We start from the raw sequence: 17241 nt of genomic DNA, 5'->3' as shown, positions 1-17241 counted from the left end.
TTCATACATGATTTTGATCATAGAATTTTTTCTATTAATTCCACACCTTTATGGCTATTAGCAACCAAAAAATCCGATAACCATGAAAAGAATAATCGTACCCATCGACTTTTCCTCCTATTCTGATTTTGCCTTTTTGAGTGCGCTCAAAATTGCCCAAAAAGCCAATAGCAGCATCACTTGTGTCAACGTTGTCAGTTCGTTATTAGATTGGCCCAACCTTTCCAATGAACAGAAAGCAAAGAACACAGAAATCCTAGATCTGGAAGCAGAGGCAAAAGATAAATTGAAAGCATTTGTATTGGAACACAAACTGCATGGAGTTCCCGTCGAATCTGTGGTTGAAATAGGCGTACCCCAACATGTTATTTTGGAGGTAGCCAAAAAACACAAGGCAAACCTGATTGTAATTGGAACCTATGGTGCGGGTTTTCAGGAGGGGAAATTTATCGGTTCAACCGTACAGCATGTATTGAGAAATGCAGAATGTCCTGTAATGGCCGTCAAAAAAACACTCACAGGAAATGACCTTAGAAAGATGGTCTTTGCCTCGATGTTCAATGAAGATTCCAGGCCTGCATTTACCAAAATGAAAGCGGTTTTAAAAGATTTTCAGACTTCTGTCCATTTCCTGTTTGTAAATACCCCAAGCCATTTTGTCAATTCTGAGATTGCAGAATCGAGGATGGATGCCTATTCCAAAGGATTTGAAGACCTTGTCATCCATAAGCATATGTATTGCCACCATGAACCTGAAAACGGGATTGTGGAATTTGCCAAAAGCAGAAACATCGGTTTTATCGGTATTGCCTCCGGAAATCGGAAAGGAATGGCAACCTATCAGGTAGGAGTGACCGATACTGTTCTTTACAAATCTGATATTGCGGTATTGAGCGTCAAAATCGAATAACAATACCGGACCACCACCTTTTACTTCCTTGCCTCAAACCTTTGAAACAACCTTTCAAAGGTTTTTTTTTTTTATGCAATCAGGGCATGACATCAATGACTTCTTTCTTTTGGTGCTTCCAATGAATCACCGAACTACCTAAGTTGTCCATGCTGGAAATCACCTGTTTGATGACATTGGTAAGTGTAGAAATCGGGAATTCGAGATTATTGGACTTCAGATCCTCGTATAATTCAGAAATCCAAATTTTGTACTGCTTTGCATTTTCATTGATCCAATCGGGTTCCTTTTCGGGGATTACTTCCAATGCTTTATACTCATCCATTTTTTCAAGGAAAGCCGTAACATAAGTCTTGATTGCACCGTGAAGGTCCACTACAAGCCGATCTTCTTCCCCTTCCATGTCCCTGATATTATGCATGACATCCTTGATGTCTTTGGCAGCAAATACCATTGTTCTGAGAGAAAGCATCAGTGAAGTGAGTTTTTGGGCTTCCTTTTCATTGAGAAATTCTTCCTGAAGGAAGATGTGGTATTTGGTAATCTCATCTTCAAGTTTTTTGATCCGGCCATATTCTTCAAGCAGATTCACAGGTTGATAAAGAATTTTCCGCCAGATGGACTTGTTGTTTTCCTCCAATTCTCCGTTTTCCAAGACATTCATGATAAAATTCACCGTGGAATCATAGGCCAGCAATATTTCTTTTTCCAATGCTTCCAAAGCCACGGAGGGAAGTTTCGGGCTCACGTTTTTGATGAACTTGGATAATCCCTGCGGTTCATCTTTTTTAAAGAGCATTTTGAGTACTCTTTCCAATTGGGTGATGAAAGGGTAGAACAAAATAATTCCTACAGCATTGAGGAAAGTGTTGAAAAGAACCAATTCCATCAGGGGATCATGGATTTCAAAAACCTTCATTGTAAAATCAATCACCCAATCCAAAAATAGAAATATTAATAAACCTGTGACTACATTGAATAAAAAATGGGCGAAAGCCAAACGTTTTTTATCTGCCGTACCCCCCAAAGATCCAATCCCGAGGGTAACAGTAGTTCCGATATTGGCACCTATGACCATCGCAGCACCCTCGGTCAGACCGATCATGCCGGCATTCATGGTGCTCAGCACGATTACTATAGCGGCTGAACTCGACTGCATAACAGCCGTTATCACCAAACCTGCAATCAAGTAAAACCAGGAGCCATAACCTTGAAACTTCTCCATATCCATCCCATCGGCGATTTCTTCGATGGAGGTTTTCATAAAGTCTAACCCCAAAAACAATAAACCAAACCCTATTGATATGGCACCAAAATTCTTAAGGTAAGGCCTGTCTTTGAAGAAAAGGAACATTAAACTTCCAATTCCTAAAAACGGAAATGAAAAAGCTTCTACACTCAATTTAAAACCCAAGGTGGCCACGATCCAAGCAGTGGCGGTGGTTCCTAGATTGGCACCCAACACAACGCCAAGCGCATTTTTCAGATTTAATACACCTGCCCCCAAAAATGCCAAAACCATCAAAGTCACCAATGAACTGCTTTGTAACAATGCCGTCACGAGAGTTCCAATCAAAATCCCTTTCCAAGGCGCATCTGTAAACCGGTGCAGTAACTGCCTAAAAGAATTTCCCCCGAGCTCTTTGATAGCATTTTCAAGTTGAAAAATTCCCCAAAGGAATATTCCAATGCCTGCAAAAAATTTCCAAAAGTCAAAGTCTATTTGATCCATAACCTTTCAGCCTATACCAAATATAGAAAGCAATGGTGACAATTAGAATGATTTAAGTGGCCTTCCGACTTTTTAATTTCTTTATCATTTTAGGCAAATACCATAGAAAAAAACCTGTAAAACAAAGCAAAAGCAAGACAACTGAAGTCAAGGTGCTGTAGGTGATTTTGGAAATTTCGGAATCGGATACCATCAAAAAATCAAAAATGCTTCCGTCATGGATTTTTTCAACCAAGTCCGAGTTTCTTTGGCTGACTGAAAGTATCTCTCCCGAATAGCCATCTACCTGAATTTCGGTAAAATGCCTTTTGAAGACAATTTTGGCGATTCCCTTTTCGGGTCTGACATCTATCCTGTCGATCAGGTCACTTTTTTGTAGGCTGTCTCTTGCAAATGTTTGCCCGATCTCCATCATTCTCTCCAATGGAATCCAATTGGAAGGACTCTCAACTTTAGTGGTTTGGGTTTTGGGGATGAGACCCAATTCTTTTTTCCAAGCCAAAAGAATTGCCGTAATGCCAATGACCACAAGGAAAAACACAAAGACTATACTAATCCATTTATGTATTCGCCTGTGGATACGGGTTTGATGGGCTTTTTTGGAAATCATAAGAAATACTCCATAACGATCGGCGAAAATAATTAAAATCGAGGCAGATGTGTTTTATTTTTTTTCAGGCGGTCTTCTTATAGAAAAGACGAAACACAGTTTCTAGAAAATTATTGAAATTTGAATATCAGTTAGAACTCAAAATTCTGCGATTATTCTTCCGATATTGTTTACTTCAAAACACTAAGAAATAAACCTTTTCGTAGAAAATTCACCCTATTCAAAATTCTTTAGGTAAATTTTCAACCAGAAAAGTTTATCGTTACAAGAATAAAAAAAAGCTATTCACGGTCCACCCTCATTGTTTCATTTTCGTAGAAATCAAAAAAAGAAAATTTTGAAAAAGGCTGTCTTTATTTTTCTTATTCTCAGTTTTTTGACTGTAAATGCAGAAGCGCAGGTCAGCTCTCACAAGATCGGGCTGGAAAGTCAATATGGATGGATAATTGCCCATAATCCTGAACTCCAGGATCTGGCTTCCAGCCGACCCATTTCACTAAATCTATCTTCCCAATGGATGAAAACAACCCGCAAAAACTGGGAAGCCTGCAATTGCTTCCATTATTTGGGGCTGAATCTATCAGTCGTAGATTTTCAAAATCCCAATGAGTTGGGGCAGGCCTGGAACCTTTCAGGGAATTTTGAACCATACCTTTTCAGAACTGACAGGTGGTCGGCGAGTCTTTCTACAGGAATGGGTGTAAGTTACCTTACCCGGATTTATGACCCTATCGAAAATCCAAGGAATACCTTCTTTAGTGCTCCGATCAGTTTTTTAATTTTTGTTGCGCCAAAACTTTCCTTTGAACTTAGCCATCAATGGGAATTGCAGGCTTCATTTTCATACAACCACATTTCCAATGGGGGACAAAGTCAGCCCAATCGGGGGATGAACTATCCTATGCTGGGATTGGGAGTTGTTCATTACACCCGAAAAACCGATTTACCAAGCTATGAAAAAAACCCTCTCCCTAACAAATGGTCATTTTATGCAGACTTGGGATTCAATACACGGGACTCCGATAATGGAACCCGTCAACCAAACTTTACCCTTGCTGGAGGTACTTACCGTAAATTTACCGGAATAATAGGCTTGGGAGGAGGAATTGAGATCGCTAAGGACTTTTCACTGCCAATCCAAGAAAGCCGAAAAGAAGCTGTGATTCCTGGAATCTTTTTGGAGAATCATTTCCTATTTGGAAAATTTGATTTCAGTCAGCGCATGGTCAAGTACCTGTCCAGACCAATGGGTTATCAAGAGGACCGGGAGTTTTACCAGCGGTATACATTGAATTACCTGATGGGAGAAAACATCCGGATTGGCGCAGGACTCAAAGCCCATGGGCATGTCGCTGAGTTTATGGATTTCAGAATAGGTTGGATTTTTTAAAAAACTTTTTCTTTAGAATAAAAGAACAAGGGATATAATCTCCGAAGTCAATTCAATGAAACACTACCTTGGCAAGTTTCACCGCCTCATCGAATTCCATCCTATTGAGGTCCAATTCATACCCTTCCTGTTCCAAAATCCGGATCAAGGATTCTGTGGCCACATTACCTACAAGGTCATCATTAGCCATGGGACATCCTCCAAATCCCAATACCGCACTGTCAAACCGTAAACATCCGGCTTTCAATGCCGCTGTGATTTTGGATGAAAGCTGTTCGGGATGGGTGTGTAAATGCATGCCAAACTCAATTTTTGGATAGGAATTAGAACTCACGGAGTACAATTCTGAGATCAAGTCGGGTTGGGCAGTACCTACAGTATCGGCAAAAGAGATGATTTTGATACCCATTTGATCCAAATTCCTGACAAATTCTGCTACCAGATCAGGGGAGTAAGCATCGCCGTAAGGATTTCCAAAACCCATACTGAGGTAGGTGACCAAGGTTTTGCCTTTGGTCTCACAGAGGTTTTGGATTTCTTCTATCGCCTCCAAAGCTTCAGCAATTGACTTGTTGGTATTGCGCTGTTGGAAAGTTTCTGAAAGGGAAAGGGGAAAACCCAAGTAATCTATTTCTTCGAAATGAGAAGCGTCTTCAGCACCGCGGACATTTGCCACAATAGCAAGAAGTTTGGATTTGGTCCCAAAAAGGTCTAATTGCTCCAAAACATCTGCCGTATCCCTCATTTGGGGTATAGCTTTGGGGCTGACAAAGCTTCCAAAGTCAATGGTGTCAAAACCGACCTGAAGGAGTTGGTTGATGTAGGCAGCCTTTATTGAAGTATCTATGAATTCGGCCCTGCCCTGCATGGCATCCCGGGGACATTCCACCAATTTGATCATGCTACTAATGTAACAAAATCCATTAAAAGACTTCTTTGGCTATTTTATAAGTGGCGTCAGCTTTACTCATGGTATAATAATGCAATACCTGAACCCCGTTAGCAACCAATTCTTTGCTTTGCTGAATAGCCCATTCAATGCCTACTTCTTTGACTTCAGCATTCGTTTTGCACTTTTCGAGCTCATCCATCAAAGCATCAGGCATATCAAGGAAAAAAGTCCTTGGCAACATGCCGATCTGACCCAGAGTGGTGATGGGCTTCAACCCCGGAATGATAGGAACAGTGATTCCCAAGGCCCTCACATTCTTCACAAAATCAAAATATTTTTGGTTGTCAAAAAACATTTGGGTAACAATATATTCGGCACCGGAATCTATTTTTTCCTTCAGATGCTTCAGGTCAAATTTCATATTTGGAGCCTCAAAGTGCTTTTCAGGATACCCTCCTACTCCTACACAAAAATCAGTATGGAAACCGGTCTCTGTCTCCTCATGCAAATACCGCCCATGGTTCATCCCCACGATCTGCTTAACCAGATCTTTGGTAAATTCATGTCCATTGGGTTCAGGCTTGAATGTTCCCTCATTTTTTGGGGCATCACCTCTCAGGGCCAACACATTCTGAACACCAATAAAATTGAGATCAATGAGTGCGTTTTCAGTTTCTTCTTTGGTAAACCCTCCACAAAGCAAGTGCGGAACGGCATCTACTCTGAACCTATTCATCAAGGCTGCGCAAATCCCGACTGTACCCGGACGCTTTTTGGTACTCACTTTTTCCAAAAGCCCATTGGGATGCTTTTTATAAATAAATTCTTCCCTATGGTAGGTGACATCCACAAAAGGTGGCTTGAATTCCATCAAAGGTTCAATCCCGATACAAAGTTCATTGAGACTCTGCCCTTTCAATGGGGGTAATATTTCAAAAGAAAACAGGGTTTTTTTTGCCTGTTCTATATGTTCAGTGATTTTCATATCTTCTATTCTTGTACTTGTAACATTGGTGAGTAAGCTAAGTTTGGCGATAACCATCTTTCTGCCTGCGCCTTACTGACTCCTTTTCGTTTGGCATAATCCACAACTTGGTCCTCCCCTATTTTACCTAGACCAAAATACTTGCTTTCGGGATGTCCGAAATAAAATCCGCTAACTGAAGATGTCGGGTACATAGCAAAGCTATCCGTCAGCGTGATTCCGATACTTTTTTCAATTTGCATCATATCGAAAAGCGTTCTTTTTTCGGAATGTTCAGGACAAGCCGGATATCCCGGTGCCGGTCGGATTCCTTGATATTCTTCCTTGATCAATGCTTCGTTTTCCAATATTTCTGACTTGGCATAGCCCCAAAGCTCTTTTCGGACGAGTTCATGCAGATACTCAGCACCTGCTTCTGCAAGCCGGTCTGCCAACGCCTTGAGCATGATGTCATGGTAATCATCGTGGCTTTTTTGGAATTCCTCCAGTTTGGATTCAATTCCCCAACCTGCAGTCACCGCAAATCCACCCATATAATCTGTCTTGGTAGGATGGATATAATCCACCAAAGACCTGTTAGGAACACCTTTCCCCTTTTTGCCCTGCTGACGAAGGAAATGGAAGTTGAAGCCGGTCTCAACTCCTTGGGAGAGAACAGCTACATCTTCCCCATTTCTCTTTACAGGAAACAAATTCACTACTGCTTTGGCCTGAAGCCATTTTTCAGCAATCACCTGATCGAGCATCTCGTTGGCTTCATCAAATAATTTTTTCGCCTCTTTTCCCACTACCTCATCCTCAAAGATTTTGGGATACCTTCCTGTCAGCATCCAAGTGCTGAAAAACGGCGTCCAATCAATGTATTTTCTCAAAACTGACAAATCAAGATCATGGAAAATGGTTTCTCCCAATTTTGCCGGAACCTCAGGTTCATAATGCTCCCAGTCGATATACACAGGATTGGCTTTGGCTTCCTCAAAAGTAACAAGCTGTTTCACCTGTTGCTTTGCCTCATGCTCAACCCGCAACTGCCTGTAGGTTTCCTTGATCTGTTTGTGATAAGCCGTCTTTGTCTCCTCATTGATGGATTCTCCTGCTATCGGAACCGACTTGGAAGCGTCAGTCACATGGATGACAATCCCGCTGTAGACCGGATCAATTTTTACTGCAGTGTGGATTCTTGAAGTCGTAGCTCCACCGATCAACAATGGTATCTGCATTCCCTGACGCTCCATTTCGGAAGCGACGTAAACCATTTCGTCAAGGGAAGGTGTAATCAGACCGCTCAATCCGATAATATCCACTTTGTTTTTGATGGCTTCATCGATTATTTTTTGGGCATCTACCATCACGCCAAGGTCGATGATCTGATAGCTGTTGCAAGCCAAAACCACCCCGACAATGTTTTTTCCGATATCGTGGACGTCCCCTTTGACAGTAGCCAAGAGGATTTTTTTGATGCTGCTTTGCTCGGCATTGTAATCCAAATCCCCGATTTTGGGCATAAATGGCTCCAAATAAGCAACGGCTTTTTTCATCACCCTCGCAGATTTCACTACTTGGGGAAGGAACATTTTGCCCTCACCAAATAAATCCCCGACCACATTCATCCCGTCCATCAGAGGCCCTTCGATGACTTTGAGTGGGTTTTGGTATTTCAACCTAGCCTCTTCAGTATCTTCAATGACAAAGTCAATAATGCCTTTGACCAATGCATGCTCTATCCTTTTTTCAACAGGAAATTCCCTCCAGGCTTCATTGACAATTTCTTTCTTTCCGGAAGCTTTTACGGTTTCTGCAAAAGCAAGCAATTGCTCGGTAGCATCTTCCGTCCTATCAAAAAGGACATCCTCCACTCTTTGGAGCAAATCTTTTGGAATATCGTCATAGACCTCAAGCATGGTTGGATTCACAATCCCCATATCCATCCCGTGACGGATGGCGTGGTAGAGGAAAGCGGCGTGCATGGCTTCCCTCACAGGATCATTGCCTCTGAAAGAAAAACTCACATTGCTTACACCGCCACTGACTTTGGCTCCCGGAAGGTTTTGTTTGATCCATTGGGTAGCATGAAAAAAGTCAAGGGCGTTTTTCCGATGCTCGTCCATTCCGGTTGCAACAGGAAAGATATTCGGATCAAAAATGATGTCCTGAGGGTTGAATCTGACAATATTGACCAAAATATCATAGCTCCTCTTGCAAATATCTATCCGGCGCTGATAAGTATCAGCCTGACCTTTTTCATCAAAAGCCATTACCACCACCGCCGCACCAAATTTTTTGATGGTCTTGGCCTGATTGATAAATTCGGTTTCGCCATTCTTTAAACTGATCGAATTGACAATTCCTTTTCCCTGTATGCATTTGAGTCCGGCAAGGATTATCTCCCAACGTGAACTGTCGATCATGATCGGTATCCTGCTGATTTCCGGTTCGGAAGCAATCAGGTTAAGAAACTTTTTCATTGCCACCACACCGTCAAGCATGCCTTCATCCATGCAGACGTCCAGTACTTGGGCGCCGCCTCTGACTTGATCCAAAGCAATTGTTAGGGCTTCATCATATTGGCCGTTGAGAATCAGTCTGGCAAATTTCTTTGACCCGGTGATATTTGTTCTTTCACCGACATTGACAAAATTGATTTCAGGAGTGAAAACCAAGGGTTCCAGTCCTGACAATTTCATGGCATTATATTTTTGGATTTTACTCATTTTCTGCTGTGACAATTTCAATCTTACGTGGGGCGTATTTTTCAGCCGCTTTGGCTATGGCAGCAATATGTTCGGGTGTCGTTCCGCAGCATCCTCCCAAAATATTGACATACCCTTCTTTCAAAAACTCCTCGATCTGACCCGCCATTTCATTTGCTCCCTGATCATATTGGCCAAATTCATTTGGCAAACCGGCATTGGGATAAGCAGAAACCAAAAATGGCGCGTTGTCTGCCATTACTTTTAGATAAGGTCTGAGCTCCTTGGCACCAAGTGCACAATTCAACCCCACACTGAAAAGCGGAACATGGGAAACTGAAATCAAAAATGCTTCTGTCGTCTGTCCTGAAAGTGTCCTGCCCGAAGCATCAGTAATGGTTCCTGAGATCATAATGGGAATGCCACCTTCTTCAGGATTCAATGGGATATTTCTTTCTTCAAATACTTCCTGAATGGCGAAAAGAGCGGCTTTTGCATTTAGGGTATCAAAAATTGTTTCCACCAATAGAATATCAGAGCCTCCATCCAATAATCCCTTTACCTGTTCTTTGTATGCTTCAGACAATTGGTCAAAAGTTATGGCCCGGTAACCCGGATCATTGACATCAGGAGAAAGAGATGCTGTTTTATTGGTCGGCCCAAGTGCCCCTGCCACGAACCGTGGTTTGTCAGGGTTTTTTGCAGTGAATTCAACAGTAACTTCTCTGGCGATTTTCGCTGATTGGAAATTGATCTCGTAGGCAAGATGCTGCAAACCATAATCCTCTTGGGCTATGGATGTGCCGCTAAAGGTATTGGTCTCGATGATATCTGACCCAACTTCAAGGTAGGCTGCATGAATGGATTTGATGACATCCGGTCTCGAAAGTGAGAGTAGGTCATTGTTACCCTTCAATGGTTTGGGGTGATTTGCAAGTTCGGGTGTTCTAAAATCTTCCTCATTCAGCTTAAAACGCTGAATCATCGTGCCCATGGCACCATCGAGGATAAGAATTTTTTTCTTGGCTAAGGAGAGTAATAACGCGGTTCTGTTCATGGATATGGAGTATCAAAAACTTATGCGAGCAAGAACCGGAAAAAAGACTTTATTTTTCCGCTCATCTTCTTCCGGCTTCTCCGGAATAGGAATTGGCACCTTGTTTATTCAGGTTGCCAAGACGTCATAGGGCCTTTCCCTCGGTCTTTCTCGATAAGCTGTCCAAATTTAAAAGCAATTCTTGGATTTTGTATTTTTTTATAGAGATTCTTTGATGGAATAGGTATATTTCTCCTATGTGAAAAATTAATCCTGTTTTCATTTCCAAATTTTATTCAGCAAAATCCCAAACCTCCATCCCTTTTCCCTATGAAATTCAAAGCCTTTTTCTCCAGATTTGTTTTGGTCTTGACTCCCATGTTCCTGACCCTATTTTCAATTTCATGCAATTCCCCGGAAGTTCAATCCGAGCAACCATCGGAGTTAATCTGGGATGCCGAACAAAAACTCAAAGACTTGGGAATTGTCCTACCGGAGGCTAGTTCGCCGGTAGCTAACTATGTCAATGCGGTCAGAAGCGGTAACCTCCTTTTCCTTGCGGGAAAAGGCCCGGGACTTCCTGATGGTACTTTTATTACCGGAAAAGTAGGCCAAGACCTGACGATTGAAGAGGGAAAAGAAGCCGCCCGTATGGTGGCAATTAACCAACTTGCTGTTCTAAAAGCTGAATTGGGCGATTTGAATAAAGTCAAACGCGTAGTAAAAGTATTGGGTATGGTGAATTGCAATTCCGATTTCACCCAACAGCCACAGGTTATCAATGGGTTTTCGGATTTGATGGTGGAAGTTTTTGGCGAAAAAGGAAAACATGCAAGATCGGCTGTTGGTATGAATGCCTTGCCGATGAACATCGCTGTAGAAGTTGAATTGATAGTGGAGATCGAAGACAATTAATGTTTGATCCCTACACTCAACTGAAAGTACGGATTGGACATGTAGCTTGCCATGGGCAGGTCAAGTAGTTTATAATTGGCCAAAGGAATTTCATATCCCCCATTTATCCCAAACATGATTTTGGAAGTGTGGTTCGGTGATAATGGAATTCCGTAAGCTATAAAAACTTCCGGTTTGGCCATCAAGCCTCCTTTTCTCAAAAATGCATCATGAAGGGGCTCTTCAAATAATCTTGGGAAATCAGGTTTTTCATTGCTGATGAGACTGTACCGGATATTTCCATAACCGAGACCACCTGTGCCACCCAATTCCAGATTTCTTCTTTCAAAAAATTTCAGGCCAACGTTTCCATAGATGCGCAGACTATTTAAGGTATGACTTCTAGATTCATCGGCCTCTCCTGAAAGTCCAAGGTTGTAGAAATCAAGTCCATAAAGAAGTCCTCTGTTTTCTCCCAAAACCTTCAATCCAATGTTATTTGGTCTTCCTTTAAATGGAGCAAGTCCATTTGCCACAAGGACTTCATTGAATTGGTCAGGTTTGGTAAAATGAAATCCATATACGAAATGTCCACCGATAGCAGCATCTTTATAAAAAAAGTTATGGTCAGGAATTGTAATACCTGCCCCCATTCGGATAAATGCGCCACTTTGGGTGCTGTTAAACCTGATGGCGTTTAGTTTCCATGAATCTTCAAACGGGCTAAAAGAATACCCAAATCTTGCAATAAGCTCAATCGCCTCTTCTCTGCCGGGAATCGGCACATCATAGCTCATCTGAAATCCGATTTCCGTCAGAAATCCTGTCATATTCAAAGATCCTTTATGGAGGTTGCCGTCTCTAAGAATAAAGCCATGCTCAGGATTTTCAAAAAAGGTTTCGAGATTTTGGGCAGGATTTTCCTTCAGCATCTGAAAATTAAGAAATCCTGTCCCCACAGACATGTAATGGATCAATTGAAAATTCCCTTCTTCGGTAAAAGCAAACCCTACATTCACATAAAATCTGGTACTGTGATAATCAATGGCATATCCATCAAAGTTGGATTTTGGACCACTGTTTTGAAATAGCTCCAATCCTAGGACAAAATCATTGAACCTCGTCAAATACCCGAAACTAAGGTTGGAATAGCTATTTCTCATCGGAGAAAGCCCTTTATTGGAAAGCATTTGATTAAACTCCCGAAGGTTTGCGCCAGTTTTACCATAGGTCATGTACATGGTAGTCCTGTTGGACTTCGGGGACTGGGAAAAAGCAGGAAATCCTAAAGAAAGCGAAAGCAGCAGTACCAAGAAAACTCTCATACCAGTTTGTTTGCCTCCAAATTTATAATGAAAGCGGTTATCGCTAACTCCTTTTTTCAAATTTATGGCTTAAGGTATTTGAGAATTTTGGTGTAAAGGTTATCGGGGTTAAACGGTTTGCTGATATAGTCATCCATTCCCACTTTATCCAATTGTTCTTTCACTTCAATCAACGATGAAGCGGTCAAAGCAATTATAGGGACACTCTTCTTTTTTTGATCGTCCATCGATCGGATAAATTCAGCCACTTGGAAACCATCTTTTTCAGGCATCTGCAGGTCAAGTAATATCAAGTTAAAATCCTGTTTGAGGTATGCCTCAATGGCTTCATTTCCGTCGTTTGAAATCACTACATTTTTTACCCCCCATTTATGGAGAAATTTTCTGATCATGATCTGATTTACAAGGTTGTCTTCTGCCACCAAAATACTTGCCTCCTCTAGGTACTTTAAACCATCAGAATGGTCTTTCTGGGAAAGAACAGCCTTAGAATGGGGTTTTTCGAATACTGCTGTGAAGGTAAATCTGGTCCCTCCTTCTTCTCTTTGGTGGGCTTTGATCTCGGCCCCGAATAATTGTACCAATCTTTTGACAATGGCGAGTCCTAGACCTGTACCACCGTATTTTCTTGTAGTGGCAGCGCTTGCCTGTGTAAATGCCTCAAAAACCAAATCAAGCTTGTCTTCTGGAATACCAATTCCTGAATCTTCGAAGTCAAACCGAATAGCTATTTTTTGTTCGTCTTCTTTTTCATTGGTCAGTTTGATTTTGATGAAACCCTTTTCAGTGAATTTTACAGCATTGGAAACCAGATTATTTACTATTTGCCCTAACCTTACCGGATCACCGATGAGGTTTTGCGGGAGAGAGGGATCCGCCTCAAATATTACATTGAGAGCTTTTTCCCTAGCCTGATACGAATAGGAATGTAAGATTCTATTGAAAACATTACCCAGTTCAAAATTGACTTTTTCAAGTTCTACTTTCCCTGAATCAATTTTACTGTAATCCAAAATATCATTGATCAATCCCAACAAGTTTTCTGCTGAAAACTGCAATGTTTTCAAATTCTCAAGCTGGTCAGGGCGCGGGTCGTCTTCGATCAGCAGGTGCGCCATGCCAATGACAGCATTCATCGGAGTCCTGATCTCATGGCTCATGATGGATAAAAACTGCGACTTAATGGTAGAAGCCTGTTCAGCTTTTTCTTTGGCATGGAAGAGCTCTTTCTGAGCTTCTTTGAGATTGGTAATATCCCGGGCTATTCCCGTATAATACATTTTCTTTCCTTCTTCATCTGTCACCAACTTCCCATTGGAACTGAATACCCGGTAATCTCCTGTCTGATGCCTGAGCCGAAATTCCAGATATTGGTTTTCCTTGAAAAAATTCGGTTCTGTCATGCTTCTTTCTGCAAAAACGAAAAGATCATCAGGATGCAAAAAATCTGTCAGCCTTTTTCGTATCACATCTTCTGAAGGATAACCGAGAAATTGCTTTACGTTTGGTGAAATGTAAGTCAATGTCATATCCAAATCCAAAGAGAAAATAATCTCCGTGGATTCTTCAACCAGCTTCCTGTATTTTTCTTCGTTTTTTCTGAGGTTTTCCTTTGCCTGATGTTCTTCATTGATATCCCTCAAAATCCCAAGCGCGTACTCGATCTCCCCTCCGTACATGATCGGCCTAACTGTGATTTCATATACCCGCCGGCGGAAAACCAGATGCTTTTGGATAATCTCATTTTTGAGTAACGCCCTCGTGACAATTGGCTGGATTTCACTGAGATTACCGGTATGGACTTCAGCTAGGGTTTTACCCTCAAAATCAGCTGCCGTCATACCCCAATCAGCAAAATTAGTACCTTGGGCAACAATGTATCGGAGATCCCTATCGATCAAAAAGATACTGGTACCGGGAATATTGGATGCCAACACCCTGTATCTTTCCTGGCTACGGATAATCTCTTCACGGTTGTTTTTTCTTTCGGTAATATCCTGAAGGATACCCTCATGCACAAAAATCCTGCCTTCGGAATCATACACTTCCCGGGTTCTGTCTTCCACCCATCGGTATGAACCATCTCCTTTTCGGATTCTATATTCTCCTGAAAATGCAGGAATTCCGTTTTCATTCTCTTTGGCATAATGGTAATCCAAAAGCCGGATGACGTCATCGGGATGGATTAAATCCAGAATACTGGTTTTTGAATTGACCAATTTTGAAGAATTATAGCCGAATTGCCTGATATTTTCGGTGATATAGAGGATTCTGAAATTTTCATTTGGATCCACTGTAAACAATACAGCCGGACTGTTTTCAACGATCATCTGCGCCTTTCTGGCAATGGCTTCCTGTCTTACCTGAAGTGATAAATTCCGGATTACAAATGAATACCCGATTCTCTCTTTTTCATCATTCAAAAACTGCTGAACAGAGACTTCGTAAGGATCAACCACACCGGTTCTTAGCCTAAGTTGCATCTGTTTGGTGATGCCCTCATTGGATTTCAGGCTATGCAAGAGCTTTTCCAAGGAATTGGAATCTTCAAAAATGAACTCAAATAGATCAGTTATTCTCCCTTGGAAGTTTTCATTTTCTCCGATTTTACATTCTTTTAAACCCGCTTTGTTGATATAAATGATTTTGAGCGAACCATCTGTCACTACAATAGGATCATCCACTTGGGTAAGAATCTGGGACTGTAGCTTCAAATAATTTTCTGCATCTTTTTTATGGGTAACATCAGAACAGTACCCAAAAACTTCCACATCTTCACTGTTTTCTATTTCCCTCACCTGAATGGTGAAGCTGATAAATTTTTCTTTTCCTTCTATGGTAAAGATGCTAAACTCGCCGTAAGTAGTGCTTCGGGTATTGACCGCAACTTTTAATCTTCCTAGGAAATCTTTCCTGTCTCCCTTTTTTATCTTTTTCAAGAATCCCACCAAATCAGAGGAATAGATATTCTCATCCAATTCAAAGATTCTCTTCAAGCCCGAAGAATAAAAAATTCTCCTTTTGGTATTGCTAAATCTCCAAGAGCCGGATTTTGCCAAAATCTCCGTAGAGGCCAAAAGCTTTTCATTCCGTTCAAGTCTCTTTTTGATCGCTCTATTGATAAAACTTCCTGCATAAACATCTCCAAGCTGCCTAAGGACATATTCATCTTTTTCGTGCCATGCCCTTTTTTCATGGACCGCATCAAGCCCAAAAAAACCTATCAGCCTGTTTTCTGAGAAGATAGGAATCAGCACAAAAGATTTAATGCCTTGTTGCTGGTAGATTTCTTTTTCTTTTTCAAACCTTTCAGGCATGAGATCTACATCGGGTACGACCAGAATTTCTCCTTTCCGAAGAGATTCGATTGTCAGATTCTCGGCTGTGATCGGGAGGTTTTTAAGGTATTGGATTTGAGGCTCGATACCTTTTGCTGTCCATTCATAGACATTTTCTATTTCCTGTAGGTCATCATGAACAATGAAAATATAAGCCCTGTCAGCTTTTTCGAACTCACCCAACATCTTCAAAGACAATCTGAAAACTTGGTCGACCTGATTATAGCCTGCATTGACAAATTTGGCAGAAATTCTGTTGATCAGATTTTCAAGCTCGTATCTTTTTTGAAGTGATTTTTTGGCTTTCCAATAGGCTGTTATATCTCTTGCACTGAAAAGAATCCCATTGATATTGGGATCATCTAACAGATTCCTACTGTAGCTTTCAATATAAACCCGTTTTCCTCCAGGAATATTGACCCAAAAGTTGATGTTTACTTCAGATTTTGAGGTAAAAACCTTATGCAACTCCCCTTCATCGATTTTAATGACCTCTTCATCAATAAAATCCAAATAAGATTTCCCGATGATTTTGGACGGGTCGACACCTAGTTTATCGATAACAGCGGCACTTATAAATTTATACCTTCCCTCTGCATCCAGGATCGCAACCATATCATGGCTATGTCTTAAGACACTTGAAACAAAATTCAGGTTTTGGATGATATCTTTTTTATCCAAAAATGAGTCCTCCTCACGGTATCTACCAAAACTATTTTCTGTTTTGGTGCCAATTGCAGCACAATATCTTTGGGTATCGTCGCTATATAATTTTCTAAATTCCCACCTGTAATCACACGGGGAACCATCTATACCAATCAGCGGAGAAATATATTTTTCTCCACCTAACTCTCCTGTTGAAAAAAAGCAAGAAAGCATATTTTTTACGGAATGATTACCAAATAATTCTTTCCAACTTGAAATTGATCCAAGGAAATTTTTCTTGAAATAATCATTCAAAAAAATGTCGCTTTCTTCTGAAAAAACGACAACAGGCTCTTGTATTTGATTAAAAAAACCTAAAATATCTAATTTTTTGACTACACTCATGTATTCGGGATAGAATGCAAGTTCAATTTGAAATTATAGCTTCTGCTCGGGTATTTGGGGATTAAATCAATCCATTTATAAGTCGAAGTTTAATCAATTAAATAACAAAATCAACCAAATGGTTCAAATTAAAATATTCTTAAGTCAAGAAATAACCAATTTTCACGGCCAAAGAAAATCGCTGATTCATTTCTATATTAAAAATAGATTGCATTATTAATATAGGAAACATTTAGTTAAATAAGGTTGGACACCAAAATTTCAATGAAGCCAATTGAAAATGTGGTAAAAACATAAAAAAATTTAAAATATTAGTAGAATATTCCTTATTGAAGTAAAGGAAATTTAAACAATAAAAATTAAAGAAAAGATTTTTATTATATTATATC

General features: G+C 40.7%; 11 protein-coding genes and 1 riboswitch. Of the genes, 3 read left to right on the top strand and 8 right to left on the bottom strand.

From position 1 onward, the window contains the following. Positions 1–82: 82 nt before the first annotated feature. Positions 83–910 carry a universal stress protein gene (locus MMU05_RS03590; protein ID WP_241140299.1) on the top strand — a complete coding sequence of 276 codons (828 nt, stop codon included), beginning with the start codon at positions 83–85 and terminating at the stop codon, positions 908–910. A 79-nt stretch (positions 911–989) separates the two neighbouring features. On the opposite strand, the gene MMU05_RS03585 is transcribed toward MMU05_RS03590, so the two are convergent. Then, on the bottom strand, positions 990–2642 hold the full coding sequence (locus tag MMU05_RS03585; protein WP_241140298.1) for a Na/Pi cotransporter family protein: 1653 nt from the start codon (positions 2640–2642) through the stop codon (positions 990–992). Between the two features lie 52 nt (positions 2643–2694). Further along, the gene (locus MMU05_RS03580; protein ID WP_262917631.1) at positions 2695–3252 is read right to left on the bottom strand and encodes a PepSY-associated TM helix domain-containing protein; all 558 of its coding nucleotides are present in this window, start codon (positions 3250–3252) and stop codon (positions 2695–2697) included. Positions 3253–3589: 337 nt separating this feature from the next. Between MMU05_RS03580 and MMU05_RS03575 the strand changes: the two genes are divergently transcribed. After that, positions 3590–4642, top strand: coding sequence for an acyloxyacyl hydrolase (locus MMU05_RS03575; RefSeq protein WP_241140296.1), 1053 nt, complete (start codon positions 3590–3592; stop codon positions 4640–4642). A 52-nt stretch (positions 4643–4694) separates the two neighbouring features. Here the strand turns inward: MMU05_RS03575 and MMU05_RS03570 are convergent, their stop codons facing one another. The 4 genes from MMU05_RS03570 to MMU05_RS03555 are packed head-to-tail and all read right to left on the bottom strand — an operon-like array spanning position 4695 to position 10266. Beyond that, complete coding sequence (locus MMU05_RS03570; RefSeq protein ID WP_241140295.1) at positions 4695–5543, bottom strand: hydroxymethylglutaryl-CoA lyase; 849 nt, start codon at positions 5541–5543, stop codon at positions 4695–4697. A 22-nt stretch (positions 5544–5565) separates the two neighbouring features. Further along, on the bottom strand, positions 5566–6519 hold the full coding sequence (gene metF / locus MMU05_RS03565; protein WP_241140294.1) for a methylenetetrahydrofolate reductase [NAD(P)H]: 954 nt from the start codon (positions 6517–6519) through the stop codon (positions 5566–5568). Between the two features lie 5 nt (positions 6520–6524). After that, positions 6525–9203, bottom strand: coding sequence for a methionine synthase (metH, locus tag MMU05_RS03560; RefSeq protein ID WP_418884458.1), 2679 nt, complete (start codon positions 9201–9203; stop codon positions 6525–6527). Between the two features lie 19 nt (positions 9204–9222). Next, positions 9223–10266, bottom strand: a complete 1044-nt coding sequence (locus MMU05_RS03555) for a homocysteine S-methyltransferase family protein (protein WP_241140292.1) — start codon at positions 10264–10266, stop codon at positions 9223–9225. A gap of 58 nt (positions 10267–10324) precedes the next feature. Further along, positions 10325–10426, bottom strand: a riboswitch (SAM riboswitch). A 149-nt stretch (positions 10427–10575) separates the two neighbouring features. Here MMU05_RS03555 and MMU05_RS03550 point away from each other — a divergent pair. Continuing rightward, a complete protein-coding gene (locus MMU05_RS03550) occupies positions 10576–11160 on the top strand; it encodes a RidA family protein (RefSeq protein WP_241140291.1) in 585 nt (194 codons plus the stop codon). Here MMU05_RS03550 and MMU05_RS03545 read toward each other — a convergent pair. Together MMU05_RS03545 and MMU05_RS03540 are read right to left on the bottom strand one after the other, a co-directional pair. Continuing rightward, positions 11157–12464 (bottom strand): hypothetical protein, encoded by a 1308-nt coding sequence (locus MMU05_RS03545; protein WP_241140290.1) that lies wholly within the window; start codon positions 12462–12464, stop codon positions 11157–11159. The two genes, MMU05_RS03550 and MMU05_RS03545, sit on opposite strands and share 4 nt — an antisense overlap. Before the next feature lie 62 nt (positions 12465–12526). Next, the gene (locus MMU05_RS03540) at positions 12527–16681 is read right to left on the bottom strand and encodes a PAS domain S-box protein (RefSeq protein WP_241140289.1); all 4155 of its coding nucleotides are present in this window, start codon (positions 16679–16681) and stop codon (positions 12527–12529) included. Between the last annotated feature and the right edge of the window lie 560 nt (positions 16682–17241).

Source organism: Cognataquiflexum rubidum (assembly GCF_022538115.1).
In the GTDB taxonomy this organism is placed as follows: Bacteria; Bacteroidota; Bacteroidia; order Cytophagales; family Cyclobacteriaceae; genus Cognataquiflexum; species Cognataquiflexum rubidum.
This window is presented reverse-complemented; position numbering and strand designations above follow the sequence as displayed.

Excerpts from the sequence above, each read along its gene's own strand:
- MMU05_RS03590 (WP_241140299.1), top strand. The coding sequence starts at position 83 with ATGAAAAGAATAATCGTACCCATCGACTTTTCCTCCTATTCTGATTTT.
- MMU05_RS03585 (WP_241140298.1), bottom strand. The coding sequence starts at position 2,642 with ATGGATCAAATAGACTTTGACTTTTGGAAATTTTTTGCAGGCATTGGA.
- MMU05_RS03580 (WP_262917631.1), bottom strand. The coding sequence starts at position 3,252 with ATGATTTCCAAAAAAGCCCATCAAACCCGTATCCACAGGCGAATACAT.
- MMU05_RS03570 (WP_241140295.1), bottom strand. The coding sequence starts at position 5,543 with ATGATCAAATTGGTGGAATGTCCCCGGGATGCCATGCAGGGCAGGGCC.
- metF (WP_241140294.1), bottom strand. The coding sequence starts at position 6,519 with ATGAAAATCACTGAACATATAGAACAGGCAAAAAAAACCCTGTTTTCT.
- metH (WP_418884458.1), bottom strand. The coding sequence starts at position 9,203 with ATGAAATTGTCAGGACTGGAACCCTTGGTTTTCACTCCTGAAATCAAT.
- MMU05_RS03555 (WP_241140292.1), bottom strand. The coding sequence starts at position 10,266 with ATGAACAGAACCGCGTTATTACTCTCCTTAGCCAAGAAAAAAATTCTT.
- MMU05_RS03550 (WP_241140291.1), top strand. The coding sequence starts at position 10,576 with ATGAAATTCAAAGCCTTTTTCTCCAGATTTGTTTTGGTCTTGACTCCC.
- MMU05_RS03545 (WP_241140290.1), bottom strand. The coding sequence starts at position 12,464 with ATGAGAGTTTTCTTGGTACTGCTGCTTTCGCTTTCTTTAGGATTTCCT.
- MMU05_RS03540 (WP_241140289.1), bottom strand. The coding sequence starts at position 16,681 with ATGCTTTCTTGCTTTTTTTCAACAGGAGAGTTAGGTGGAGAAAAATAT.